Origin of the sequence: Rhodoblastus sp. 17X3 (assembly GCF_030056575.1) — a bacterium.
GTDB lineage: Bacteria > Pseudomonadota > Alphaproteobacteria > Rhizobiales > Beijerinckiaceae > Rhodoblastus.
In genome coordinates this window covers 263,612-289,921 of record NZ_JASHHX010000003.1, presented here as the reverse complement: position 1 = coordinate 289,921, position 26,310 = coordinate 263,612, and the positions used below count along the sequence as shown (strand labels likewise).

Annotated in this window: 20 protein-coding genes; 9 read left to right on the top strand and 11 right to left on the bottom strand. The window is 62.3% G+C overall.

Features of this window, described 5'->3' with window-relative positions; translation table 11 throughout:
- Window positions 1-111: 111 nt before the first annotated feature.
- On the bottom strand, window positions 112-2,805 hold the full coding sequence (locus QM467_RS05645) for a LuxR C-terminal-related transcriptional regulator (protein ID WP_283365319.1): 2,694 nt from the start codon (window positions 2,803-2,805) through the stop codon (window positions 112-114).
- A 222-nt stretch (window positions 2,806-3,027) separates the two neighbouring features.
- On the opposite strand from QM467_RS05645, the gene QM467_RS05640 reads away from it, so the two are divergent.
- On the top strand, window positions 3,028-5,208 hold the full coding sequence (locus tag QM467_RS05640) for a DUF3141 domain-containing protein (RefSeq protein ID WP_283365318.1): 2,181 nt from the start codon (window positions 3,028-3,030) through the stop codon (window positions 5,206-5,208).
- 210 nt (window positions 5,209-5,418) lie between these two features.
- On the opposite strand, the gene QM467_RS05635 is transcribed toward QM467_RS05640, so the two are convergent.
- From QM467_RS05635 to QM467_RS05625, 3 genes are all read right to left on the bottom strand, one after another.
- Window positions 5,419-6,264, bottom strand: coding sequence for a bile acid:sodium symporter family protein (locus QM467_RS05635; protein WP_283365317.1), 846 nt, complete (start codon window positions 6,262-6,264; stop codon window positions 5,419-5,421).
- A 12-nt stretch (window positions 6,265-6,276) separates the two neighbouring features.
- Window positions 6,277-7,560, bottom strand: coding sequence for a DUF2254 domain-containing protein (locus QM467_RS05630; protein WP_283365316.1), 1,284 nt, complete (start codon window positions 7,558-7,560; stop codon window positions 6,277-6,279).
- A 126-nt stretch (window positions 7,561-7,686) separates the two neighbouring features.
- Window positions 7,687-9,471, bottom strand: a complete 1,785-nt coding sequence (locus QM467_RS05625; RefSeq protein ID WP_283365315.1) for a DUF3300 domain-containing protein — start codon at window positions 9,469-9,471, stop codon at window positions 7,687-7,689.
- Window positions 9,472-9,878: 407 nt separating this feature from the next.
- Between QM467_RS05625 and QM467_RS05620 the strand changes: the two genes are divergently transcribed.
- Window positions 9,879-10,844 carry a phosphate acetyltransferase gene (locus tag QM467_RS05620; RefSeq protein WP_283365314.1) on the top strand — a complete coding sequence of 322 codons (966 nt, stop codon included), beginning with the start codon at window positions 9,879-9,881 and terminating at the stop codon, window positions 10,842-10,844.
- A 60-nt stretch (window positions 10,845-10,904) separates the two neighbouring features.
- On the top strand, window positions 10,905-12,077 hold the full coding sequence (locus QM467_RS05615) for an acetate/propionate family kinase (RefSeq protein ID WP_283365313.1): 1,173 nt from the start codon (window positions 10,905-10,907) through the stop codon (window positions 12,075-12,077).
- 284 nt (window positions 12,078-12,361) lie between these two features.
- Here the strand turns inward: QM467_RS05615 and QM467_RS05610 are convergent, their stop codons facing one another.
- On the bottom strand, window positions 12,362-12,565 hold the full coding sequence (locus QM467_RS05610; RefSeq protein WP_283365312.1) for a hypothetical protein: 204 nt from the start codon (window positions 12,563-12,565) through the stop codon (window positions 12,362-12,364).
- Window positions 12,566-12,689: 124 nt separating this feature from the next.
- Between QM467_RS05610 and QM467_RS05605 the strand changes: the two genes are divergently transcribed.
- The 3 genes from QM467_RS05605 to QM467_RS05595 all read left to right on the top strand — a co-directional run bounded on the left by QM467_RS05605 (window position 12,690) and on the right by QM467_RS05595 (window position 15,388).
- Window positions 12,690-13,484, top strand: a complete 795-nt coding sequence (locus QM467_RS05605) for an enoyl-CoA hydratase (protein WP_283365311.1) — start codon at window positions 12,690-12,692, stop codon at window positions 13,482-13,484.
- A 282-nt stretch (window positions 13,485-13,766) separates the two neighbouring features.
- Window positions 13,767-14,822, top strand: coding sequence for an HAD family hydrolase (locus QM467_RS05600; protein ID WP_283365310.1), 1,056 nt, complete (start codon window positions 13,767-13,769; stop codon window positions 14,820-14,822).
- A 215-nt stretch (window positions 14,823-15,037) separates the two neighbouring features.
- Window positions 15,038-15,388, top strand: coding sequence for a hypothetical protein (locus QM467_RS05595; protein ID WP_283365309.1), 351 nt, complete (start codon window positions 15,038-15,040; stop codon window positions 15,386-15,388).
- Between the two features lie 777 nt (window positions 15,389-16,165).
- On the opposite strand, the gene QM467_RS05590 is transcribed toward QM467_RS05595, so the two are convergent.
- The gene (locus QM467_RS05590) at window positions 16,166-17,170 is read right to left on the bottom strand and encodes a glycosyltransferase family 2 protein (RefSeq protein WP_283365308.1); all 1,005 of its coding nucleotides are present in this window, start codon (window positions 17,168-17,170) and stop codon (window positions 16,166-16,168) included.
- A 531-nt stretch (window positions 17,171-17,701) separates the two neighbouring features.
- Complete coding sequence (locus QM467_RS05585; protein WP_283365307.1) at window positions 17,702-18,883, bottom strand: fatty acid desaturase; 1,182 nt, start codon at window positions 18,881-18,883, stop codon at window positions 17,702-17,704.
- A 162-nt stretch (window positions 18,884-19,045) separates the two neighbouring features.
- Here QM467_RS05585 and QM467_RS05580 point away from each other — a divergent pair, with 162 nt between their 5' ends.
- On the top strand, window positions 19,046-19,240 hold the full coding sequence (locus QM467_RS05580) for a hypothetical protein (protein WP_283365306.1): 195 nt from the start codon (window positions 19,046-19,048) through the stop codon (window positions 19,238-19,240).
- A 106-nt stretch (window positions 19,241-19,346) separates the two neighbouring features.
- Here the strand turns inward: QM467_RS05580 and QM467_RS05575 are convergent, their stop codons facing one another.
- On the bottom strand, window positions 19,347-19,712 hold the full coding sequence (locus QM467_RS05575; RefSeq protein WP_283365305.1) for a hypothetical protein: 366 nt from the start codon (window positions 19,710-19,712) through the stop codon (window positions 19,347-19,349).
- Window positions 19,713-19,946: 234 nt separating this feature from the next.
- Between QM467_RS05575 and QM467_RS05570 the strand changes: the two genes are divergently transcribed.
- Together QM467_RS05570 and QM467_RS05565 are read left to right on the top strand one after the other, a co-directional pair.
- The gene (locus QM467_RS05570) at window positions 19,947-20,630 is read left to right on the top strand and encodes an ion channel (RefSeq protein WP_283365304.1); all 684 of its coding nucleotides are present in this window, start codon (window positions 19,947-19,949) and stop codon (window positions 20,628-20,630) included.
- Window position 20,631: 1 nt separating this feature from the next.
- Window positions 20,632-21,762, top strand: coding sequence for an NAD(P)/FAD-dependent oxidoreductase (locus QM467_RS05565; protein WP_283365303.1), 1,131 nt, complete (start codon window positions 20,632-20,634; stop codon window positions 21,760-21,762).
- Between the two features lie 18 nt (window positions 21,763-21,780).
- Here the strand turns inward: QM467_RS05565 and QM467_RS05560 are convergent, their stop codons facing one another.
- From QM467_RS05560 to clpS, 3 genes are all read right to left on the bottom strand, one after another.
- A complete protein-coding gene (locus QM467_RS05560) occupies window positions 21,781-23,019 on the bottom strand; it encodes a hypothetical protein (protein ID WP_283365302.1) in 1,239 nt (412 codons plus the stop codon).
- A gap of 202 nt (window positions 23,020-23,221) precedes the next feature.
- Window positions 23,222-25,648, bottom strand: coding sequence for an ATP-dependent Clp protease ATP-binding subunit ClpA (gene clpA, locus QM467_RS05555; protein ID WP_283365301.1), 2,427 nt, complete (start codon window positions 25,646-25,648; stop codon window positions 23,222-23,224).
- Between the two features lie 10 nt (window positions 25,649-25,658).
- A complete protein-coding gene (gene clpS / locus QM467_RS05550; protein WP_283365333.1) occupies window positions 25,659-26,003 on the bottom strand; it encodes an ATP-dependent Clp protease adapter ClpS in 345 nt (114 codons plus the stop codon).
- Window positions 26,004-26,310: the final 307 nt, after the last annotated feature.

Genomic DNA, 26,310 nt, shown 5'->3' with positions numbered 1-26,310 from the left:
CGGACGAACGGCGGCGCAGAACGACAGACAGCGGGCCGCTTAACCCAAGCAATTGTTTTTTAAGTGGTTACGCTCAGATCAATCCACACTAGGACAAACGTCTGATCGAGGTCAAAGGTCTTGCGTCAGAAATCCCAGCAGGCGCGCGCGCATGACGACCTGTTTACGCGAAAAGGCGTCCAGTTTGGAGAACAGGTTTTTCACGTGCCACTTGATTGTTTCCTCGCCCACCTGCATGGCGAGGCCGATTTCCTTGTTCGAAAAATTCTGGGCGAGCAATTCGAGAACCTGCCGCTCCTTCGGCGTCAGCGCTGAACTGGGCGCGGCTCGTCCGGCGGCGGTTGACGGCGGGATAGTTGTCGTGGGGCGCGGCTTTTCAGCGATCGGCCTGGCCGTTTCTTCCCCGCGACGGCCGACGACCTCTTCCACCCAGACTCCAAGCGCCGGGTGGGCGTCGGCGAAAACGCGCTGCAAGCCGTAGGATCGGGCAAGGTCGACGGCTTCCTTCAGGAGGTCGATCGAGTCCTGGCCGGTCTTGGACAGAACGAAGGCGCGCAATCCAAGGAGTTCGATGCGCAGCCGGCCCATCCGCGTTTTTTGCGCCACTTCCTCCGCGCGCAGCAATGGCTCCAGGGCCCCGGCCCAGTCTCGAGCAGCGATCCTGGCGTAACCCCTCGCCGTGTCGGCAAGCAGATTCACGCTCCGCCGCCAGAGGCGTCCCTGAGGGAGGCTGGCGTCGGCCAGCAGATCGTCGATACGGGCGCACAGGTCGGAGCACGTGCTGGCCCGGAAACGATGGGAATTCAAACGCGCCTGGTCGGCGAGGCTCGCGACGCAAAGCCGCGGCAGATTTCGGGCTTGACCGATCGCGTGAAGGCCGCCCAGAAATTCAAGAGCCAGGTTCTCGGCGCCCCTCGCCCATGCCATCCGACCCAGCGTTCGATAGCCGAGCAGCACTGCTTCGGGGACGCCGCTGCGCTCCAGCACGTCCAGCCGATTGGCGAGGAGCCCCTCGGCCAGATCCGGATTGCCGCTCTCCCAGAAGGCTGCGGCCAGCAGGGACGCCGTCATGGCCGCGAGCGGATGCCGCCGCCCCAGTTCATCCTCGATCTGCGCGAGCTTGGGGGACAGCAACTGCTCCAGCGTCGAAACCTGTCCTTCCCAGAGATAGCTGAGGCCGTGGATGAAATCGGTCCATCGGCTCAAATAGGCATGGGCGAGGCCCGCTTCATATTGCGGGGCCTGCTTGAGCCGCAGACGGGCCATGGGAGGATCGCCCTCGATCAACATTCGAAAGCCAGAGCGATTGGCGTGAACATGCAGCAGGACCGGATCCCGCAAGGGCGGCGCTTCGGCCCACGGATCGTGCAGACGGACGAAAGCGTCGGGATCGTCGGCGAAAACCGCCCCTCCGCTCAAGATCAGCCCGCATTCGCACCTGAAGGCCTCGCTCACGTTCGGCCGGGCCAGAAGCCGGGAGACGACGTCGCTGACTTCGCTATGCCTTTCGCTGATGGCGAGCGACCAGGCTTTGGTCAGGAGCAGTTTGGGACGCTTGTCGAGTTCCTCGACCGTGATCCGCCCCAGCAGGTTGTCGACGGTCCCCTGCCGCCCTCGATGGATCAGCGCTTCGTAGAGGCTCCGCTCCGCAAGTTCGTATGCCCGCTCGTTGGCGCCAGAGGCGAAAGCGTGAAGCGCGGCCGCTTCGGCCATGCCGCGCTCGGCCAGCCAAAGCGACGCCCGCGCGTGGAGTTCGCTCTGCTCCGCGGATGGAAGACTGGAGAAACGGCACCGGAATTCATTGCGCACGAACGAGTGCATTCTGAACCAGCCTGTGTTCTCCGCCACGACGAATACCGCCGTGTCGCTCGAAATTCGGTCGATCCGGCGACTTTCGTCGCCCGATCCGAGGACGAACCGGCAAAGGTCGGGATGAAGGTCATCGAGGATGGACACGCGCGTCAAGACGGCGAGGTCGTCGGGGTCCAGGTCCGCCAGCAAAAGGCCAAGGAACCGGGAATGGGAGAATCCTCCGCGCCGTTCCAGGCCGGCTACCTCGGATTGGAGGTCTCCGCTGCGTCCGATGATTGAAAGGGCGAGTTGCAGGCCCAAAGGCCAACCTTCGGTGAACTCTTGCAGCTTGGCCGCAATTGAGGGGCCTGCGGCCGCGCCAAAGCGGGATCTGACCAGTTGCGCGGTTTCGTCGAGGCGAAACTGAAGGATCTGGGAGTCGACGACGGCGCATTCGCCATAGGCGGCGAGATCTTCGATCCCGAGCTTGCAATTCGCCCTTGTCGAGATGACCAGCCGCAAATTGGCCGGGAGGTTCCTTGCGAGATAGGCCAAAGCGTCCAAGGACGCCTGGGGCAACAGGTGCGCGCGATCAACGATCAGAACCGCGCTGGCGGCCGTCTGAGCGACTTCAGCGAGCCAAAGGGTGACGTTTTCGAGACCTCTCGGACTGGCCGATTCGAGCAGCGCACGGCCGAATTTCGGCCGTCCGGAGCCCAATCGAAACGCCAATACGAGCGCCTGCGCGAAACGCTGGGGCTCGTCGATGTCCTGCGCCGTCAGCCACGCCACAACTTCGCCCGCGGCGAGAAATTCGCGCCGCCATTGCGCCATTAGCGAGGTCTTGCCGAACCCCGCCGGCGCCTCGACAAGAATGATCGGCCTTTTGAAATCCTCGTCGGCGCCGAGGGAAAGCCGGGGCCGAATCTGGACGTTTTGCGGCGCGCGCGGAGGCGTCACCTTGAGGATCAAATCGCCGGTATTTTCGCCCGGTTCGTTGGACGGCTGGCCCATTTCGGAAGCATAACGGCTTCCTGAAAAAATAACAGCGCCGGTCGAGCGTTTTGCCCAAGGCGCGCTGATCCGGCCTCAGCCTGGAGACATTGGCAGGGATTGACCTTTTGCCGGCGTCATTGCTCCTATTGCGCAGCCGGAGCAAGCGGAACCAGTTGGAGAGGGCGGCGGCGGCGCGATGGAACGGCTCGCTCCGTTGCGACCGCAACACGGGAGGAATCGATGTCCGAGAAAAAGACGGCAACCAATGCTCTGCTGGACTATTGGAGCGATGCGGCCCAGCGTTACGTCCTGAGCTTCGACGTGTTGCGGCGGCGCGGGAACGAATATTTCGCCCACGCCGAGATGAAAGCGCCCCATGTCCTGAGCTTCAAGGTTGAGCTGGTGACCGACGGGCGCAAGCTGGAGCGCCCGGTGAATTACCTACTGACGCGCGTGATCCCGCCCAAGGGCGCCAAAATCGATCCGCACAAGCCGCCGATCATCGTCGTCGATCCGCGCGCGGGCCACGGCCCCGGCATCGGCGGGATGAAGGACTATAGCGAGATCGGGGCGGCGCTCGCGGCGGGGCATCCCTGCTATTTCGTCGGCTTCCTGACCGACCCCGTTCCCGGCCAGACGGTCGAGGACGTGTGCCGGGCCGAGGCCGTCTTCGTGGCGACGGTCGCTTCGCTGCATCCGCAGGCGGACGGCAAGCCGATCATCATCGCCAATTGCCAGGCCGGCTGGCAGATCATGATGATGGCCGCGCTCAATCCGGACCTCTCCGGCCCGGTCATGCTGGCGGGCTCGCCGCTGTCCTATTGGGCGGGCGTCCATGGCAAGAACCCGATGCGCTATACGGGCGGACTGCTCGGCGGAACCTGGCTCACGGCCCTGGCGGGCGATCTCGGCGGCGGCATTTTCGACGGCGCCAGTCTCGTCGCCAATTTCGAATCCCTCAACCCCGCCAACACCTATTGGGGCAAGCCTTATAACGTCTATGCCAAGGTGGACACCGAGGCGCAGCGCTTCCTCGATTTCGAGACGTGGTGGGGCAGCCCGGTGCTGCTCAACGCCAATGAAATGCAATGGATCGCGGACAATCTCTTCGTCGGCAACAAGCTCGCCGCCGGCGAGATCCGGACCTCCGACGGCGCGCGGATCGATCTGCGCAACATCAGTTCGCCAATCATCTGCTTCTGCTCCTGGGGCGACAACATCACCCCGCCGCAGCAGGCGCTGGACTGGATTCTCGACCTTTACCAGGACGTCGGCGAGATCGTCGCCAATGGCCAGACCATCGTCTACGCCGTGCATGAGAGCATCGGCCATCTCGGCATCTTCGTCTCGGGCCAGGTCGCGCAGAAGGAGCACAGCGAATTCGTCTCCGTCATGGACCTGATCGACGTGCTGCCGCCCGGCCTTTACGAGGCCGTCATCGACGACGCCGGCGCCGTCGAAGGCAATCGCGCGCTGATCAAGGGCAATTTCCTCTTCCGCCTCGAGACCCGGACGCTCGACGACATTCGCAAATTCGGCGTCAACAGCGACCTCGACAACAAGCGCTTCGCGACCGCCGCGCGCGTTTCCGAGATCAATCTCGGCCTGTACCAGACCTTCCTGCAGCCATTCGTCCGCGCGGCGGCGAGCGAGACCACCGCCGCTTTCCTGCGCGATACGCATCCGCATCGGCTTCGCTTCGCCGCGTTCTCCGACCGCAATCCCGCGATGGCCTCGGTCAAGGCCGCGGCGGAAACGGTGCGCGCGCATCGCAAGCCCGTCGCTGACGACAATCCGTTCGTCGCGATGGAGCGCATCGGCTCGGCCTGGATGACGACATGGCTGAATTCCGTCGGCGTCTTGCGCGAGGCCATGACCGAGGCTTTTTTCCTCAACGCCTACGCTTCTCCCTGGCTTCAGGCGGTGGTCGGCCTCGGCGGCGAACAGGGCGCCGAAAGCCGCCGCGCGGCGCGCGACCTCAACCGCGAGGCGGCGGCTGCGCAATTGCGTGAAAAGCTCGAACATCGCTTCGACGCGGGCGGGCTCGAAGAAGCCTTCTTGCGCGCGCTGATTTACGTCCGCCTGCCTGAAGGCTCGATCGACGAACGCGGCTTCAACATGCTCAAGATCATCCGCGAATCCCGCGAGGCGGGCGAGCGGATCGACAACCAGCTCTTCAAGGACATCTTCAGGGAGCAGTTGCAGCTCGTCGCGCTCGATCCCGAGCGGGCGATCGCCGCCTTGCCCAAACTCGCGCCCGCCGGAAGCCCGGAGGCCGCCAAGGCGCTGGAGGCGCTGCATCTCATGATCGCCGCGCGCGGCGCGCCGCCCGAGGAGGGCCAGCGCCGGCTCGCCCAGGTCGAGCAATTGCTGGGTCCGAAGGCCAGCAAGACCAAAGCCCTGGGAGGCCGCAATGGATGAAACAACCAAGTCAGGCGGCGGGCGCCAGCATGGCGTCCGTCGGAACAGAGGCGAAGGCGAACATTTCCGATAAAGTTCGCATTCTCGGAGCGGATCTTTTGTTCCTCATTCCCTGACCAAAATGCTCAGGCCATGGCGACGCGCGGCAAGAAAAGCCGTTCAAGTTGAGACGGATCGCGGTTGGCGGCCAGGAAAAGAAGTCTATGCCGGCTACGTCCATCGCCCCCACAGGAACGCCAGCAAGACCAGCACGATGGTCTGGAAAATGGCGAAGGCCAAAGCCGTGGTCACCGCCTCCGTCCCGGGGAAGCTTACCGTTGCAATGGCGAGGCTCACTCCGGCGTTCCGGACGCCCGTGGAAAAAGCCATCGCAACCCGCTGGCTTTCGCCGGCGCCACCAAGCAACCAACCGAAACCGACGCCGGCCAAGGTCAACGCCAGCATTCCAGCGTATCCGGCAGGCTTGATCGCCAGAAGCAGAGGGAACTGAACGGCGATGATCATCCCGATGGTCACGATGTTGAGGGCGAGACTCAACCTCTTCGACGGCTTCACCAGCCGTTCCGCCAAGTCTGGCCGCCAGTTCTTGAAAGCGATGGCGATCGCCAAGGGCAGAAGCTGTGTCAGAAACAGCGTCTCGTCCATTTTGACGACATTGATGGCCAATGGCTGATCACCCGCTACGAACGGTAGCGTGATGCTCAGCAACACGGGAGAGACGAGCGCAGAGGAACCCGCGAGCAGCGCCATCAGGCCGACCGCAGCGGGAACGCCGCCCTTGGCCAATCCAACAAGGGGCGGTCCGTAAGGCGCGCCGGGACAAGCCGCAGCGATCAGGATGCCGGTCGCGACCAGTGCGGTAGATTGGACCATCAGCAGCAGGACCAACGCGCAGGCTGGAACGAGAATGTAATTGGCGATCGCGGCGCGGGCCGCCAGCCGCCAATTCATCGCTACGGAGATCACGTCCCTGATCGTTACGCCCAACCCGATGGTCACCATCAGCTGGATCAGCGTGACAATGACGAGGACATTGATCAATTTCTCAATCGACATCGCGGTGCTCGTTCATGTCGATTTGACCGACATTGCGCCGCCCAGCCCCTGCATGTCGGGTGTCCGCGCCAAGGCCCGGTCTTCCGGCGAATTGTAAAGACGCTCTATGCTTTGATCGAGTAGTTCGAGCTCCCGCCTTAGAGGTGGCCGACGCCGTTCGGGCAGGTTGGCGATGAGATCTTCAATCATCGCGCGCAGGCGACGCGCGATCTGGAAATTTCCCGCGCCATAAAGCCGGATCTCGCAAAAGGAGAGTTGAACGAAATCGTCCCAGTTCGGCGTTCGCAGAACAAGCCGGCCGGTTCCATCGCTGTCCGTAACGATCTCATCGTGAAGATGTCGGAGGCCGATCTTGCGCAACAGCCTGTGAAGCTGGTCGAGCGCGAGAACGCCGGTCGTCGGATCATTGATCGCCGGCGATAGAGCTTTGCTTGCAACATCGACGATCACCCTTATGGCGAAGGTCGCGTCCTGCTCAATGGTCCGTTCGGAAGCGAATGCCACCAGGCTCCGCAATCTGTGCTGGTCCATGGCACCGCGGCCGCCATGCAATTTAAAAAGAGGCTCGCCAACATCGACAAAATTTCCGACGCGCGGAACCAGTTCGATCAGGCCGTCCGAACGACGAGCTTCTGCGACCAAAGCGGGAATGTTGATCGCTATGACGACAGCGGGGCTTCCTCGATGCGGAATCGTTTGGGCTGGCGTGCCGAACGCCGGCGCGATTAGGCCGTGATCCGACTCTTCGACCGACCTCGGATAGATATCCTCTATGACGGCGAGGCCGTCTTCGGCGATGCGCCAAAGGATCGAGCCCGGACGAAGCAGCCGCGCGGCGTAGTCGATGAGATAAAGAAAAGCGGCAATGGAGGCGAGGCCGAGAAAGCCGGCCAGCCAAAGGATCAACCGGGGCCCCGAAAGGTTGGGCCGGGCGACGGCGCCAATCGCGAATAGCAGCGTGAAAACGAAAAGCCCCGCAGTCAGACGGATGACATTGTCGCGCAACAATGCGGTCGCGATGATCCTCGGCGTCAGCTGACCGCTCGCCACCTGAATGGCCACGAGAATGGAACCGAAGGTGAAGACGAGGAAGGAAAGCGACAGCGTGATGATCGTTTGCAACGCCGAAGAGGTCGCTGCTTCCGTAAGCGGCCAAAGCGGCGTCCAATCAAGCTGGCCGCTGAGCGCGAGGACAGTTCGCAGCACTATTTGCTCGAGGACCAACGCGACGAAAGGGATGACCCAGAGCGAAGAGCCGATATAGCTCTTGATTCCGTACCAGCGATTCCAGGCCATTAGGCTCCCCATCGTCACATGGTTGAGTTCCGGGTCACAACATGGCCGCCTTTCTGCGACAACGCGTTTGGCATTGTCGCGACGCCGTTTTGCAAAATGTGAGTCCGCCCGACCAGGACCGAAATATCAAAATGCCGCCGGGACCGGTCGGACTTGGATTTGTCTTCCGGAAGCGAGCCACTCCTCATAGCTCTGGAACGTCACGCCGATCTTGGCATACTCGACCCGCAGATAGCCGTCCTTCGCACGGAAGACGGCATCGGGCATGACGCCTCTGACCTCCTGCGCGATGACGCCCACGTACGCCTTGTGGCCGCCGTTATAAATGAAACGGTACAAGCCAAGCCCGTTGGGCATCACGCCCAGCAACGTGACGTCATGCTTCAGTCGGAGATCGGACCTCCGCCCGCCGCGCCCGCCGCCACGACCGCCTCCGCCCCTGAACCCGCCGCGCCCGCCGCCGCCATGGAAACCGCCGGCTCGCATGCCGCCACCATGGAACCCGCGAGGACCGCCGCGATAGCCGCCGGGCATTCCCAGCGACGCTGGGCGGGAAACCGCCCGGCGCGGTCCTGCAACGCGATGCGCCGCGCGGGGAGCGCCCTGTCGGCCAGCAGGCCGTGTGGACGGTCGGGCGCCTGCATTCGGCAGGCGTCCCGGCTTGCCGACTCCCGCGCCGGGCCGGCTCCCGGCGCCGCCGATTCCTCCGGGGCGCCCAACGCCGCCAGCGCCGCCAACGCCGCCGATACCTCCGGGTCGTCCGACTCCACCCACGCCGCCGACTCCGCCAATTCCGCCGGGACGCCCGGCGCCGCCGACGCCTCCGGGACGTCCGCCGGGACGATAGCGTCCAGCGTCAGGCGCCCATGGACGGCTGGATATGCTGTTGCCGATATTAATGTTGCCTGTGTTGATCGGCGCGCCGGGACGCCAGCCCGCGTAAGGCGGGCGCCAGGCCGGATAGCCTGGCCACACCGGCCGATAAATGGCTCCCGAACCCCAGTTCCAGTAATTTCCGGCCCAGAGCGACCCGATCGCGACGCCCGCGCCAAAAGTCAGAAGGCCTGCCGCCACGGCGGCGCCATAGGCCGGTTCGCTGTATGCGACCGCAGGATCATAGCTCGGCACATAGACGACATTGGGGTCGGCGGACTGGATCGTCACGACGTCGCGCCCGTGCTGCTTCTTCCGCTTCACCGTTTGCTGTTGCGTGGTCTTGAGAGAGCCCGCGTTCATCGCCTTGGCGCGAAGGACCTGTATGGCGTTGGCGACGTCTTGCGGCTGGCTGACGATCGCATCGCCAAGGCTGGTCGTCCAATTCAGGTCGGCGTTGAGCTTCCTAATGACCTCCGGGAACCGCAAGAGCGCCTTCACCGACGGATCCCAGCTCTGCGCGTCGGCGCCCGAGAAATCCTGTTTGGCGACAGCTTCGGCGTTCTTCTCCAGCCAGCGCTCCGCCTGAACGATCTCGAGCGGATAGGCCGAGGCGGGCAGGATCTGGGCGAGTAGCGAATCCGGGTAGAGGGCAATCGGCGCGAGAAGCTGTTCGAGCTGCGCCAGCGTGAATTTCGGCGCCGGCCCAGGGTTCGGCGCCGTGGGCGGGGGCGCCGCCTCCTGAGCGGATGCATCCGGGATTGGGGGAGGCTCCGGCTCCGCCGCCGCAGGCGCAGGCTTTGAGGCGTCTGTCGCCGGGGCGGTCTGGGAAGACGGCGTTGCCGGCTGAGCTGCTTCTGGCGCCGGTTGAGACGATGCGGGCGGGGGACCTTCAGGCGGTTGGGCTTCGATCGCAAATGAATATTCGGGCGTCAGCCCGATCAAGAGGCAAGCGGCGCTGCTCAGCAGTTTCGTCGCCAATTTTGACGGCGTTTTTTTCTTGTCCACCTTGCGCCCCCTCATCACCTTGTGTGTCACGACCCGGCCGCCTGACTTTCCGGCTGTTCTCGGGCGTTCAAGACATCGAAAATTCTGCGCCGATCATAGTCCCGCAGCAAGCGACAATCTCCGTTACGGAACGTGAACGGATTTGATCTGCGTTAAGGTTCGACATATCGCCCGGAGCATTGTTTATTTGCATTGGCCGCGGCGGACGAAACGGCCGAGAACAGACCGAGTCCGAAAGCAATTTGTGCAGCGGGTCGAACATGAGGCGCCAATAAGCCCGGTCAGATTTCCTTGTTTTCGCTAATGTTGACTGTTTCGACATATTGCGCGCCACCCAAGAGCCGCGATCATCAAATTTCGAGCGCAGTCCGATGGACGCCGGCCCAATTTGCCGGCGCCGAAAACAAGAACGGCAAGGGGATAGGGGAGACACTGCAATGGCGGAACAAGCGGAACAAGGCGCGAGTTTGCGCCATGAAAAATACAATCGTCTGATCGCCACCGCGAAAAATGAAACGACGATCGAGGTTGCGGTCGCCCACCCCTGCGATTTGGTGTCACTTACGGGCGCCATCGAGGCAAAAGAACTGGGCCTGATCGAGCCGATCCTCGTCGGCCCCGCGGACCGCATTCGTCAGATCGCCAGCCGGGCCGGATTGAATATCGAAGGCGTGCAAGTCGTCAACGCCACGCATAGCCACGAATCCGCAGCTAAGGCGGTAGAACTGGTCTCCGCCGGCAAGGTCGAGGCGCTGATGAAGGGCAGCCTGCACACCGACGAACTGATGGGCGCGGTGGTCTCCAAACAGGCCGGCATCAGAACGTCCCGGCGCATCAGCCATTGCTTCGTGATGGATGTGCCCAATCATCCCGAGGCGCTCATCATCACCGACGCCGCGATCAATATCGCTCCGACGCTCGAGGAGAAGGCTGACATCATCCAGAACGCGATCGACCTCGCCCACGCGCTTGGCGTAGAGGAGGTCCGGGTGGCGATCCTCAGCGCCATGGAAACGGTGAACTCGAAGGTTCCTTCGACCATCGAGGCGGCGGCCTTGTGCAAAATGGCCGACAGAGGCCAGATCACGGGCGCGATCCTGGAAGGCCCGCTCGCGCTCGACAATGCGATCAGCCCAGAGGCGGCAGAGATCAAGAAGATCGTTTCGCCGGTCGCCGGCCACGCCAATGTCCTGGCCGTTCCCGATCTGGAGGCGGGAAACATGCTGGCGAAGAGCCTGTCTTTTTTGGCTGGAGCCGACGCCGCCGGAATCGTGCTCGGCGCGCGCGTTCCCATCATTCTCACGAGCCGCGCGGATTCCGTGATCACCCGCCTGGCCTCCTGCGCCGTGGCGGTGCTGGTCGCAGCCGCGCGCCGAAAGGCGGCCGCCGCCTCGATCGGCTGAGAGCGGCGTCCAGCCGACGCCGTTCGGATTAAGCATCCGTCAAAGCGAGGGAGGAAAGACATGGCCGATTGCATCGCCGTCATCAACGCCGGTTCGTCGAGCATCAAGTTCGCAATCTATGAAGCGACACCGGAGAACGCGCTGGTTTTCAAGGGCCTGTTCGAGGGCATCGGCGTCGACCCTCATCTCAAGATCGTGGACGCGCAGGGCGTCGCGCTCGACGATCGCAAATTTCCCAGGGACGGCTTCAATCATGATGCGGCCATGCGCGAAATCATCGCCGTCAGCCGCGACCTGCTCGATGGTTCGGAGGTCGTTGGCTTCGGCCATCGCGTCGTTCATGGCGGTGTCCATTTCGACCGCCCGGTGATCGTAACCAGGGAGATTCTGGAGGAGCTCGCCCAACTTTGTCCATTGGCGCCGCTGCACCAGCCGCACAATCTCGCGCCAATCCGAACCGTCTTCGACGTGGCGCCACACAAGCCGCAAGTCGCCTGCTTCGACACCGCCTTCCACCGGAGCCAGCCTCCGCTGGCCCAGACCTTCGCCTTGCCGCGCCGCTTCACCGACGACGGCGTGCGGCGCTATGGGTTCCACGGCATTTCCTACGAATATCTGGTTTCGCGTTTTCGCGAACTCGCGCCTGAAACAGCAGCCGGCCGCGTCGTCTTCGCGCATCTCGGCAATGGAGCGAGCCTTTGCGCAGTGAAGGACGGGCGCAGCGTCGCGAGCACCATGGGGTTTACCGCCGTGGATGGCCTGATGATGGGCACGCGCTGCGGCGCGCTCGATCCGGGCGTCGTGCTCCATTTGCTACAACATTACGGCATGGACGCCCGGGCGATCGAGGAGGTGATCTACAAGAAGTCTGGCCTGCTCGGCGTCTCGGGCATATCCTCCGACATGCGGTCCCTGCGCGCCTCGACGGCGCCGGAGGCCCGCGAAGCCATTTCGCTTTTCGTGTACCGGATCGTCCGGGAGCTGGGCTCGCTCGCCGCCGCCTTGGGCGGCCTCGACGCGCTGGTGTTCTCGGGCGGAATCGGCGAGCACGACGCCGCCACCCGAGCCGAGGTCGTCGAAGGTTCGGCATGGATCGGCGCGACTCTCGACCCGGAGCGCAACGCCCGCGGCGAGTTGCGCATCAGCCGGGACGGCTCGCGCATCTCGGTATGGGCGATCCCGACCGACGAGGAGCGGCTTATCGCGCGCCAGGCGAAAGTGCTGCTTTCCTGACCGCCTGCGCGCCACGGTCGTGGCGAAGCATTTCGGGAGGCAAGTCGGCCTTGACAGGTTGGCGTAAGTGAAAACTATCGGTGTTGCGACGACCGCTTGAATCCGCCGCGCGAGGTTCGGCTCGCTCTCACCCTGCGACTCGTCATAGAACGACGATCGCGAGACCGACAGCAGGCGACGCTGCATGCCAATCGTCAGCGCGGGATGGTCTGGCTCGATCATGCCGCGCCTGACTTCCCGGTCCAGAGCTTGAGCTTTCTGGACAAAGATTCGCTATCGCGGACCTACGGTTCATTGGCGACGGCCAGTTCTCCGATCTTGGCGTGCAAGTCCCGGACGGCGCCCTCGTCGACCCCGGCCGTCTTCTTGCCGCCGCGTTTGAAAATATCTGCGGATCCTTCGAGCAGCGCCTTTTTCCGTTGGTGGCTGATGGTCGGATGCACGCCATAAGCTGTCGCCGACTCGGCCGCGGTCTTTTTGCCTTTCAAGACCTCAACGGCGACGCGCGCCTTGAAAGCGGCGTCATGATTTCTTTGTTGCGGCTGGCTGAGACTCGTCCGATTTCTGTGGTGTCATCAATTCCATTCGCACCGCATCCGGAGCCTGAGATCAATGGCCGAGCTACAGCTGCCTTCCTATGAAACCATTCTGATCGAACAGCGTGGCCGCGTCGCGCTCATGACGCTGAATCGCTCGCAGGCGCTCAATGCGCTTAACGTGCAGAGCGCGGTCGATATTTCCGATGCCCTCGCCCGGCTCGACGAGTGCGAGGAAATCGGCTGCATTGTCATTACTGGATCGCAGAAGGCGTTTGCCGCGGGCGCCGACATCAAGGAGATGCAGAATCTCTCCTATACCGAGGCCCATCGCCTTGACTGGTTCCACCTTTGGGATCGCCTCGCACAGGTCCGCAAACCCATCGTCGCCGCTGTTTCTGGCTTCGCGCTTGGCGGCGGTTGTGAACTGGCGATGATGTGCGACTTTGTCATCGCATCCGAAACCGCGAAGTTCGGGCAGCCCGAAATCAAGCTTGGAGTCATGCCGGGCATTGGTGGATCTCAGCGGCTCACGCGAGCGGTCGGCAAGGCCAAAGCCATGGATATGTGTCTCACAGGCCGAATGATGGATGTGAATGAGGCGGAACGCTCCGGTCTTGTTTCCCGGGTTGTGCCAATCGATCGCCTCATGGAAGAGAGCATGGAGGCGGCGGCGACGATCGCCGCAATGTCCTTGCCTGTGGCGCGACTGACGAAGGAAGCCGTGAATATCGCCTTCGAAATGCCATTGAGCCAAGGTGTGCGTTTTGAGCGCCGTGTTTTCCAGTCTCTGTTCGCCCTGGACGACCAGAAGGAGGGGATGGGCGCCTTTGTCGAAAAGCGTCCTGCGAATTTTCGAACACATAAGTGATGAAAAACCTGCCGCGCCGGTGATATGCGGACAACGTACGCCCGCGTTCCGCCCATCGAGTCCGGGAGGGTGCGATAGCTGGCGGGCGTACGCGAGGCGGCCGATAGCGCCGTCGCGCGATACGCCCCGGCGTGACGCCTGACGGCGACAGGAAAGCACGACTGAAATTCGACGGATCGCTATAGCCCGAGCACATGTTCAAGGACCGATGCGCCCGCCGCCCGGACGATGATTTGAGCCAATTTTCCTGAGCTGTGAAAAACGCCTATCGAGGGCCAATCCATGAAACCAGACTTTCCTTCCCGCGGCATGAGCCGTCGCAGCCTTCTCGCCGCATGGGCCGTTCTGCCCGCTCTCTCAGGGCTGTTGCGTCCGGCTTCCGCGCAAGCGGGGGACGCAACCAATCCTTTGCCATCGTGGAACGATGGCCCGGCGAAAAAGGCGATCCTCGACTTCATTCGCGTCACGACCGATCCGGCGAGCAAGGATTTCGTCCCGCCCGAGGAACGCATCGCCACCTTCGATCAGGACGGCACGCTATGGGTCGAGCAACCGATCTACGCGCAAGTGATCTTTTGCCTCGACCGCGTCCCGGCCGTGGTCAAGGCGAAGCCCGAACTGGCCGGCATCGAGCCGTTCAAGACCGTGCTGACCGGAGACTTCGAGAAGATCGGCAAGCTTTCGCCGCACGACTTCGAAAAGATCGCAATGGCGACCCTCACCGGCATGGACGTGGACACGTTTCAGGCCGACGTGAAGGCGTGGATCGCTGAGGCCCGGGATCATCGCTGGAAGCGTCTCCATACCGAACTGACCTACCAGCCGATGCAGGAGGTTCTGACCTTCTTCCGCGCCAATGGCTATAAAACCTTCATCGTCACCGGCGGCGGGCAGGATTTCGTGCGCGTCTATTCCGAGCGGATCTATGGCGTCCCGCGCGAAAATGTAGTCGGCAGCGCGCTCGGGACGAAGTTCGGCTACGACAGGAACGGCAAGCCGTTCCTGACCAAGGAGCCGAAGTTGCTGTTGAACGACAACAACGCCGGCAAGCCCGAGAGCATCCACCTCGAGATCGGCCGCAGGCCGCGCGCCGCCTTCGGCAATTCGACCGGCGACCGCCAGATGCTGGAATACACAAAGGCCGGCGACGGCGCCCGGCTGTCGATGATCGTGCTGCATGACGACGGCAAGCGCGAATATGCCTATGGTCCCGCTCAGGGGCTGCCGGAGACCAGGATCGGAACCTTCCCGCAGACGCTCTATGACGAGGCGAAGAAGGACGGCTGGTTCGTTATCAGCATGAAGGACGACTGGAAACGGATTTTCGCCTTCGAATAGACGCTCCGCGAATGGCGGCAGCCGCTCAGGCGGCCTCCGGCAACTCGACCCGAACGTGCGTCGCGGATTGACGAAATAGCGCTTTCGAGCGGGTCGCTGGCGGCGGATGCGGTTCGCAATCGATCCACCAAAAGCTGCCGCCATTACGACCCGCTTGCCTGTGTGGCCCCTCGTCAGGCGCGCTGAATGAGACTGCGACAAACGCCATTGCGCAATTGGCGCGCTTCGAGGAACGGCTGGTAGACCCCGCGCGAAGCTGGAAAATCGCCAAGTCCGACTATACCGAACGAAATTATTGGGACGATGACGTGAGCGCCTTCGAGGATGCGATGACGGCGCCCAGCGCCAAGAACTCGCCCTGCTTTGTGATCCCGGCGAACCACAATTGGTTCCACAACCTTGCCATGTTCCAGATCATCGCCGAAACGATGGAAGGTCTGGATCGAAACCGACTGTCCATCTCGCCGAAATCAAGCGAAAATACCATGCGATGCAGCGTGAGGAGACGCCGGGCGGCAAGCGGAAGAACGCCAGCAAGTCGAAATAGCGGCGAGCGGCAATCTTGATCGCTGGCGAAGCGCGGGCGCGGCTCAATCAGGTCCCGACCTGCCCGTGGCGCCATTACGCCTGCGCCGACATCGTGGCGAAACTCCCCTCCTCCCGAAAATGTGAACGGCGCTGGCGTCACGCTCAGGCAATCCGTGGTAATGGAAGCAATCGTAGAAAAGTCGTTTCAGAATACAGGATTGCATTTTGACGCATCGTGACAAATTCGGAAGGCTGACTTTCGGGCGCAAATGGAGTCGGCGTGACGACGCCGACGCCGCGACGCCCCGGTTGCCCATCACGCTCCCACTCAAGATTCGACGTTCCGACGAATCCTTTTCGGTCGAGGACGCCACGGGTCGTTCCATCTCCTTCGTCCAATTCGATGACGAGCCTTCGCGCCTCGCGGAAACGCGGCGGTTTTCGCGGGACGAGGCGCGGGAAATCGCGCAAATGATCGCGCGCCTGCTCACGGACGTCGACGCTGTAGTCGATGGCCCCGCAAGCAGGACCATACCGCTTGAGGACTTGAACGCCGGGAATGACGAGTAGCGTTCGACGTCGTCGCCATCAGACGGGCTCCTTCCCGGTCGCGGTGCGAGGGCGGAGGCGAGCAGCCAGCTGTCCTCCCAGGCCAGTCCGGTCTGGGGCAGAACGCCTTGGACTCCAGGCGTTTCAGACGCGAGTGCGATCCGATTGAGATAGGGAAAATCGCCGGCGCGCGCCGATTCCGGCGACCCAAGATATAACGCCTTGGGCGCCCGAGAAGCGATCACGCCGTCTTGCAAGCAGTCCTTTCAGCGGCAGCTGAAGTCGGAGGAATGGATGATCGATGCGGACGGATCAAAAGTATTTTTCGAATCGCTTTTGCCGCCCTGCAGCTGACTTTCATGCAGTTGTGAATCTGCGCTTCTATCGCCGGGGAATGGCTCACGCGAGCCGCCGCCCCTGGACATGTGCATCAAACCGCCCAGCCCGCGAATATTTCCATAGAACCGCCGGCGATCATCGGCGCTGGCGCCAATCCATAACGCGCTCAGCGCGTTTCGCGCGAAATTGCCAGTAATTGAAACGAGGGCGGAGACAGCGCCCAGGCGGCCTTTGCGCGCCAGATAGACCGGATTGACCACCTGGGCGAAACCCAGGGCGAAGCCGCTCGTGCGAGGCGTCGCCGACGGCAGCTTCACGCCAAACAGGACCGACGAACGGACGACCCTTCCCCGGCGCGCAACGCGCGCGCTGAAGTCCGCATCTTCCATCCAACCGCTTACCGGGAGGCTTTCATCAAACCATATCGCCCCGACGGCCGCCCGCCGGAGGGCCATGTTGCATCCCCGCAAGGGCCATGGCTCGACGATGTTTGTCTCGGTTTGCGGCAAGCCGTCATATAGATCGACAAGCGACAGCGCGTCATCAAGGCTCGTCGATGACGACTTTTCGCCATCGGTCAGCAACCTGCCTGTGAGACCAACAATATCCTTCGACGATTCAAGAACCGCGACCGCGCGCTCGATCCAAAACCGGGAAGGAATGAAGTCATCCGTAAAGAAAAACAGATATTTGAAACGTCCCTCGGTCAAGGCGATCGCGTCGTTCAGTTGCGCTGCGATTCCCTTGCGTCCCAGGGAGACGGACAGTTGGGGATTGGCTGCGTCGAGCTTGGCAAGATCCTCAGCTTCCGACCCGATTACAAAAATGTGGTCGGGCCGCAGCGTCTGGTCCTCGAGCCGCTGGATGAAATCGGCGAACTGGGCAGACTTGTTTTTAGTAAAAGCCAATACGGCAATATCTGCGTGAGCCATCTTAATACCTTTTTATTAAGTAAAATACTTAATTGTTCACGATGCATTCCCGCCAGCAAATTCAAATGGCCGACAAGCTCAACCATTTGTTTCTTATTACATTTATGCATTTTATAACAATTTGAAGAAAGCGCAATTCACAAATTGGATAGATAGCTGAGAAGCAGTTAGCGCTGTCGGCGCCAAAACACTAACCGACTTTATTATTTACGGCCGGCTGCTTCTCAAACACATCCCGCCAATTGAGGAAATAATTCCAGGATGACGGACGAGGTTGCTGCGACGGCGCGGGATACATAAGCGGGCCGGCCGGGTTTTCCCGAGACACAGAACGTGGAGCCGCCGTCGTTGAAGTCGCAATTGCTTGCAATTTAACGATTTTTGTCATTCGAAGTTTCATCGCGCCAAATCTGCGCCAATAGCGAACCCGCCTCGCGATGACGCGGCGACGCCCGCTTCTCAGATGAGATTTGGCTGGCCTTTCGCCTAATTCGCTCGGCCCGGCGCCGACGCGCAGGCCCCTCCCCGCGCTCAGGCGCGGCTGGCGCAGGGAATGCCGTTCTCGCGCATATAGGCGAGGTCGGCGTCGGTCGCGAAGGTCCTGTCCCATTCATCGAGCCGGGGCTGCATCACTTTGTGGAACAACGGCGGCGCCAGGGACAAGGCGATCATGGTGAGATAGCCATGCCGGTGGGAAAGCGCGTCGCTGCGCGTTTGGAGATCGCCGCAGGCGCGGCGCGGATAGATGTGATGATCGGAATGACGGCCAACGCAATAGAGCACCGCATTGGTGCCAATATGATAGACGTCCCACGACAGCCGGGCGTCGAGCGGTTCGCCCTCGACCCGCAACAGGCCGTAATGCTGGACATAATCCGTGGTGGCGAGGAAGAATCTGCCGAGCGCCGCGCCGATGAAATAGACGGCGACGGCCTTCAGCCCCGCGATCAGGAAGAAATAGCCGGCGAGGGCCGCAAAGATCAGCCAGCCGGTGAGGAAACGGTTGTTCAGGGTCCAGAACGGCGACCCGCCACGGCTTAGCCTTTCGCGCTCGAACCGCGCGCCGGCGGCGATATTGCCGATGTAGACGCTGACGTAGAAACGATAAATCGAGACTCCGCGCCGGGGCGTGCCCGGATCGCTGGGAAGCCCCAGATAGCGGTGATGGATGGCCGGATGGTGGAGCGCCATCCAGGGATCGCCGCCGAGTCCGCTAAGCCAGCGCGAAAGTTCGACATCGAAGGGAGAATCCGTCCTGTGCAGCAGCTCATGCGCGGCGATCAGGCCGAGCGCCCAGTTGAAGCCCTGCGCGAGAATGGCGAGAACGAGGTCAAATCGCGTCGTCGCCGCGCGCGCGGCGTCAAGATCGATCCCGAGCGGCTTGAGCGCCGCCGCCAGATATAGTGGATCGCCCGGAGTGAAATAATAGGCGAACAGCGTCGCGTTCACGAAGAGCAGAGGCGCGTTGAGCATCAGCATCGCGTTCTGCAAAGCCGCCGGAGGATGGGGATTGTTGGTTCGGTCCTCGCCGCCCAATTCGTCCACCAGCGTCGCAAGAATCATGAAGATCGCGACGGGCGCCCATGTCCAGAGCCCGCCAGCCATTAAGCCGATCGCCGAGGCGAGGAAAACAAGGTTTTGCGCGGTAAAACGCAGCTGGGCGACATCGGACAATGCGATCTTGTCGCGTAATTTCAGAATCTGCTCGACCATTGCCCCGTCACTATCCTGCGATCGTCACGCATATTTCTCGACCTTGGACTCTGCCGCAGTGTTTTAATTCTTTTTTGACGATGCCGAAAGTTCCGTTCTTAACATTTTACCTCCTATTTTGATCGTGCTGACGGGGTGCGCCGGAATTGGGAGTTTCCAGACTTGAGCGTCATGGGATTCGCGTTGCAATGGGGATGCCGGCTCGGAGCCGCGGGCTTCGCAGCCGGTTTCTTTGGCCCGATGATCTTCACGCCGGGCGCCAATCAAGGGCCGCTGCTCGGCCTGTTCATCACCGGGCCGCTCGGCTTTGTGGCGGGCGCGGCCGGCGGGGCTCTGTTTGCCGCGTTCCGCCGTTAGCGCGCCGAGCAGCCTCACGCCGCCACCGATCTGGATTTCGACATAAAAACATGGCGTTGTGTCAACAATCTGACCCAACGCCTCGCAGCCGAATGGACGCCATGCTTCACTTGGCCAGGCTGGTCTGTATGGTGGACGCCATCGCCTTCGCTTTGATGGGGTCAGTTTCAGCCAGCGCCGTTTTCGCCATCGCCGCCGCCCCCTCCAGCTTCTTGCGCTGATCCGGGGCGGAGTCCGGAATGGCGCCCATGCCGAGATCCTTGCACGGATTGCCCGGCCCGGCGTTGAAATCCGCGCCCGCGGGCCCCTCGAGGCAATTGATCACATGCTGCAGATGGGCCTGGACCATCTTTGCGGAATCCGCGCCCGCAGCCATGCCGGCATGGGCGGCGGCGGTGGCGATCTGCTTCGCCGCATCCGCGGCATAAGCCGGCGCGCCAGCAAGAGCAGCGAACGCGCCGAGCGCGGCCATGCGCAGGAAAATCCTCATCAGCCCCCTCCCCAATTTTCGGCGCCGGCGAGGGCGCTTTTTTCGCCTGCGCCGGCCAACCGCCGCAGGACCTCCATGGGCAATCGACGGCAGGGTAAAAAGTTCCCCCGCCGCAGGACTCGCGTGAACAATCCGAGTTTTCCGCGGCAGCGGAAGCTGCTTGGCGCGAAAGCGAAGGGCCCGTAAAAACGAGGCTGGGACAAACGGGGACGAGACATGATCCGCAATGAGCGATTTCTGGCGTTTCGAGAAAAATTCGGCGATCCGATCCTCACTGGCCTGACGATCTTTTTGGCGGTGCTGCTGTTCGCCCTTGTGCCGATTCAGGCCACGATCGGCTTCGCGTTCACGCCGCTGGGCGTTCTCGTCGTCGCCGTGATGGCCGCCGGGGTCTACGTGCTTTCGGCCCGCTGGATCGTGCTGATTCCCATCGCCGTCGCGGTCGTCATGCATTTCACCTTGAAACTGGTCCGGGAGCAGCAGGGCGCGCTGCACCCGCATATCTATTTGATCGCGAGCCTGTGGCTGACTCTTTCGCTCACTTTCGCGCTGGTCGTGGCGCGCGCCGTCTTCGCCAAAGGCCCCGTCACCATTCACCGCATCATCGGCGCTGTCCTGCTCTATATGCTGATCGCCCTTATCTTCGTTGCGCTTTACCTGTTCATCGGCGAGACCTTCCCCGGCGCCTTCGAAAATCTCGTCATCGCGGATAGTCCGCGCCTCGGCGCCGACACCATCTATTTCAGCTTCACTACGCTGACCTCGGTCGGCTTTGGCGACATGTTTCCCATCCATCCGATCGCGCGCAGCCTGTGCAATCTCGAATCCATCTGCGGACAGCTCTTTCCCGCGATCCTGATCGCACGGCTGGTGTCGCTGCACATCGAACAGGCAAAATAAGATGGATGTGGATGCGGTCGTCGTCGGAGCCGGAGTTGTCGGGCTCGCCGTCGCGCGCGCGCTGTCGACGCCGGGCCGCGACGTGCTGGTCATCGAGGCGGAAAAGTCTATTGGCCTTCATACGTCGTCGCGCAATTCCGAAGTCATCCACGCAGGGCTTTATTATCCGGAAGCCAGCCTCAAGGCGCAGCTATGCGTGGCCGGGCGCGAACTGCTTTATGATTTTTGCCGCGAGCGTGGCGTCCCGGCGCGGCGCCTCGGCAAGCTGATCCTGGCGACCGAGGAAAAACAGCTCGCCCGGCTGGCCGCCTTGCGCGAACAGGGACGCAAGAACGGCGTTGACGATCTGGTCTGGCTCGACGGCGCGGCGGCGCGCGAACTTGAGCCGGAGATCGAATGCGTCGCCGCCCTGCTCTCGCCCTCAACCGGGATCGTCGACAGCGCCGCGCTGATGCTGGCGCTTCAGGGCGAAGCCGAGGCCAAAGGCGCGCAACTCGCCTTCCGGACGCGGGTCGCTGGAATCGCCCGGCGCGGCGAAGAGTTCGAGGTCAGGACGAGCGGCGGAGAGGACGGCAGCGAGAGCGGCGCCGTCTCCTGCCGGGTCGTGATCAATTGCGCTGGACACGGCGCCCACGCGGTCGCGCAAAATATTCAGGGCTATCCCGCCGCGCTGATCCCGCCCCGTTTCCTGGCCAAGGGCGATTATTATTCGGTTTCCGGCCGCGCGCCCTTTTCCCGCCTGATCTATCCGCTCCCCGTCGAGGGCGGTCTCGGCGTGCATGTGACGCTCGATCTCGCGGGCGGCATCAAGCTCGGGCCGGATGTCCATTGGGTCGAAGAGCTCGATTATGCGCCTATCTCGGGCCAGGAGGAGGCTCTCCGCGCCGCCGTGCGGACCTATTGGCCGGGCGTCGCTGAGCGGGACATCGCCAGCTCCTATTGCGGAATCCGGCCGAAAATCAGCGGTCCCGGCGCCGAAAACGCCGATTTCCGCATCGACGGGCCGGACGTCCATGGCGTCAGCGGCCTCGTCAATTGCTTCGGGATCGAATCGCCCGGCCTGACCTCGTCGCTGGCGATGGCGCGGTTGATCGCGCGGCTCGCGTCGCCGCAGTTCGAGCAGAAGAATTGAGCGCGGGACGATTGCGCGTCACCAGTGAGAGAAGCCTTCGCCGGCGCCTGCGCTATGGCCGCCTTTCACATTTCCGAGGATCGTTCCCCTCGGACCGGGCGCGAGCCTTACCTGGTTCAATTCACCGGCCAGGTCGGGATTGCGGGCAAGATAACGCCCCACTTCGCGTTCGGCGAGCGCATCGACTGAGGATTCCGTCACCGCGACCGTACCAGCCCCCGCGCTTCCCGAAAGGGCGAGGGCGCCGACGCCGGTCACCGCCAGCCCCACCTCCGCGACCTTTCCCGCCGTTCGCGCCACCTTCAGCACCTTGACAGATCTCTCGGCGCCCGAGGTCGACTTGTCGATATATTTGTGAAGGAGGTTCGCCGCGTCACGGACGGCGATCGCCGAGACGATCAACAGAGCGCGCGCGCCCCAGACTCGACCCTCGTTCATCAGGTTCATCGCGCGCACCAGAATCTTGTGCGGCCCGTCCCAGATGTCCATGCTCGGGAAATCGGCGCCGCCCAGAAAATCCGACGCCTCGACGACGCCGACCGTCGCCTCGCGCCGGATTCGGGCGATCTCGATATGAAGCTGCATTCCGTCCTCGATTTCGGAGGAGAGCCGTCGAACTTCGCGGTCCAATGCGCTTTGAACCGGTCCCTGGTCGACTTTTTCGTAATAATTGGCGCCGATGACCTGGGTCGAGAGCAAGGCCTGGCGATCGATCCGTCCGGTGCTGGTCGGAATGGTATCGCCTCTCGGGCCGAGCGAAAGCCAGACTTCGAAATGCCTTGGATCCTTCACCCAACGCGAAGGATCGTCGGCGTCCCTCACCATTTTGGGCGACAGGCGCAGCCATACGCCATGATATTCAAGCGTCTTGCGAACCTTGTCGAGATAATCCGACTCGTCGGGATTGTCCGTGGTCGGAACAAGCGCCTTTGAATCCAGCAGCGGCGTCAATTGCAGGCGGACGCAATCATCGAGCTGATGCAAGGGGACATAGGCCCGCATCACCTTGTCCGCGCGCCGCCTCGCCTCGGGGTCGGTATAGACGATCTGGCCGTAGATTTTCGTCCCTTTGCGCAGGACGTCATTGGCCTCCTGCTGCACCACGGGATCGATCACCAAAGCGTCGAGATAGGTTTGCAATTGAATGTGCTGGCCGGCCGTCAGCTGCGCGAGCACGGAGGCGTAACCTGCTGTGGTGAGGACTTCGCCGATCGTCGCCGCTCCAAGGGCCGCCGCATGTTTCTGCGTATCCCCCATGACGCCAGATCCTTCATGTCACGGCAGACGATTGGGACCGCTCGTTTTGCCATCGCCTCCCCTGCATAACGACGATCAGGCTTGGCGGTTCAGCGCTTCGCAAAAACGTGACATCGCCGCCGGCGCCGCCCCGTTCGAGGCCGCCAAATAGGAAACGGCGGCCTTTCGGTCGCCGTCTCTTTCATTCGCAATGAACTGACCCTTATTCTTCCGAACTGGCGGGCGCGGGCGCCGCCTTGGGCTTGCGAGTGCGGGCGCGCACTTCCGGCTCGGGACGGACCTTCTTGCGCGTCGCCTCGACGATCTCCTTGTCGGGACGGGGCAGCACCGGACCGTCGGGGAAGACGAAGACCAGCTTCGAATCCGCCCCGGCGCCCGCCGTGACGACCCGAACCGTGCCGCCGTTCTTCAGGCGGCCGAACAGGACCTCGTCGGCCAGCGGCGTCTTGATATGGGTCTGGATGACCCGCGCCATTGGCCGCGCGCCCATGGCCTGATCGTAACCGCGCTCGATGAGCCAGGCCCGCGCCTCGTCGGACAGCTCGATCGAAACATTGCGATCCGCGAGCTGCGCCTCAAGCTGCATGACGAACTTGTCGACAACCTTGGCGATGACCTCGGTCGGCAGATGGGCGAAGGGCACGATGGCGTCGAGACGGTTGCGGAATTCCGGCGCGAACATGCGGTTGATCGCCTCCACATCGTCGCCGGTCCGCTTGTTCTGGGTGAAACCAAACGCCGCCCTGGCCATATCGGCCGCGCCGGCATTGGTGGTCATCACCAGAATAACGTTACGGAAGCTGATCTGCTTGCCGTTGTGATCCGTCAGCTTGCCGTGATCCATGACCTGCAACAGGATGTTGTAAAGGTCCGGATGGGCTTTCTCGATTTCGTCGAGCAGCAGCACGCAATGCGGATGCTGGTCGACCGCATCGGTCAGCAACCCGCCCTGTTCGAAGCCGACATAGCCGGGAGGCGCGCCGATCAGCCGGCTGACGGTGTGCCGCTCCATATATTCGGACATGTCGAAGCGCACCAGCTCGACGCCAAGCGAATTGGCGAGCTGATTGGCGACTTCCGTCTTGCCGACGCCAGTCGGGCCAGAGAACAGATAGCTGCCGATCGGCTTCTCGGCGTCCCGCAGACCGGCGCGCGCCAGCTTGATCGAGGCGACGAGCGCCGAAATGGCGTCGTCCTGGCCATAGACCACCCGCTTCAACGTAGTGTCGAGATTCTGCAGCACCGCGGCGTCGTCCTTCGACACGGTTTTCGGCGGAATCCGCGCCATGGTCGCGATGGTGGCCTCGATCTCCTTGACGCCGATCGTCCGCTTGCGCTTCGATTCCGTGATCAGCATCTGCGAAGCGCCGGTCTCGTCGATCACGTCGATCGCCTTGTCCGGCAACTTGCGGTCATGGATATAGCGGGCCGACAGCTCCACCGCGGCCTTGATGGCGTCATTGGTGTAGCGCAGCTTGTGGAACTCCTCGAAATAGGGCTTGAGGCCTTTGAGGATTTCGATCGTGTCCGGGATCGACGGCTCGTTGACGTCAATCTTCTGGAAGCGCCGGACCAGAGCCCGGTCCTTCTCGAAATATTGCCGGAATTCCTTGTAGGTGGTCGAGCCGATGCAGCGCAGGCCGCCCTGGGCGAGCGCCGGCTTCAGCAGGTTGGAGGCGTCCATCGAACCGCCGGATGTCGCGCCGGCGCCAATCACCGTGTGAATTTCGTCGATGAACAGGATCGCCTTCTTGTGCTGCTCGATCTCCTTCATCACCTGCTTGAGGCGCTCCTCGAAATCGCCGCGATAGCGCGTGCCCGCGAGCAGCGCGCCCATGTCCAGCGCAAAAACGGTCGCGCCCTTGAGCACTTCCGGCGTTTCGCCCTTGACGATCTTCCGCGCGAGACCCTCGGCGATCGCCGTCTTGCCGACGCCGGGGTCGCCGACGAGCAGCGGGTTGTTCTTGTGCCGGCGGCACAGGACCTGGATCGTGCGCAGAACTTCCGCCTCGCGCCCGATCAGCGGGTCGATCCTGCCGTCCTTCGCCTTGTTGTTGAGGTTGATGCAATAAGCCTCTAGCGCGGTTTCCTTTTTCTTGGATTCCTGATCCTTGCCCTCACGGCCCGTGTCGCTGCGCTCGGCATCCTCCTCGGCGCCGCGCTGGGCCTTGGCGCCTTCGGTGTGGCCGGGGCGCTTGGCGATGCCGTGGCTGATGTAATTGACCGCGTCGTAACGGGTCATTTCCTGCTCCTGCAGGAAATAGGCGGCGTGGCTCTCGCGCTCGGCGAAGATCGCGACCAGCACATTCGCGCCGGTGACTTCCTCGCGGCCGGAGGACTGCACATGGATCACGGCGCGCTGGATCACCCGCTGGAACCCCGAGGTCGGCTTGGGATCTTCCTGCAATTCGGTGGTGAGGTTATCGAGCTCGTTCTCGATATAGCCGGTCAGATTCTTCCGCAAAACCTCAAGATCGACCGAGCAGGCGCGCATGACGGCGGCTGCTTCGGCATCGTCCAGCAAGCTCAGCAAAAGATGTTCAAGCGTGGCGTATTCATGCCGGCGCTCTGACGCAGCGGCAAGCGCGCGGTGGAGGGTTTGTTCGAGGTTGCGAGAGAATGACGGCATAAGTTCAACCTCACTTCTTTTCCATTACGCATTGCAGCGGGTGCTGATGCTTTCTGGCGTGATCCATCACCTGGGTCACCTTGGTGTCAGCGACTTCATATGTATATACGCCACATTCTCCGACGCCATTATTATGAACTTGCCACATGATTCTGTTGGCGTCGTCGAAATTCTTGTGAAAAAACGAGCACAATACACCGATGACAAAGTCCATCGGGGTATAATCATCGTTCAACAACAAAACGCGATACATGGACGGACGCTGGGTCTGCGTCTTGGTCCGGGCGATGACCGCAGTGCCGGTTCCATTTCCCGGGCCATCATTGCTGGATTTGCGACCGCCCTTGCCCGCCATGCGCGGGACCGTCGTGGAAAGCCGGCGCGTCAGATTGATGTCGCGCGCCTGGGCCATGCGGCTTGCATCGATCCGTTTGGGGTTGCTTTTTCGCGTGGACACCGCCGTCCTCTCCTCAAGATCCGATGAATTCCCCGTCCCGACCCGCAACATCTCCCATTCAGCACGAAAATTTCGTCTTCATTGCGAGCGCCCGTCGAACCGTTTGAGCCCCATCTCCTTCATGCAATTTATGCGCCGCCTGCCGGGTCCGCCAGACCGGGCCGAAAATTTTTAACGACTCGCAAGTCTGCGCTTCAATTCTTGC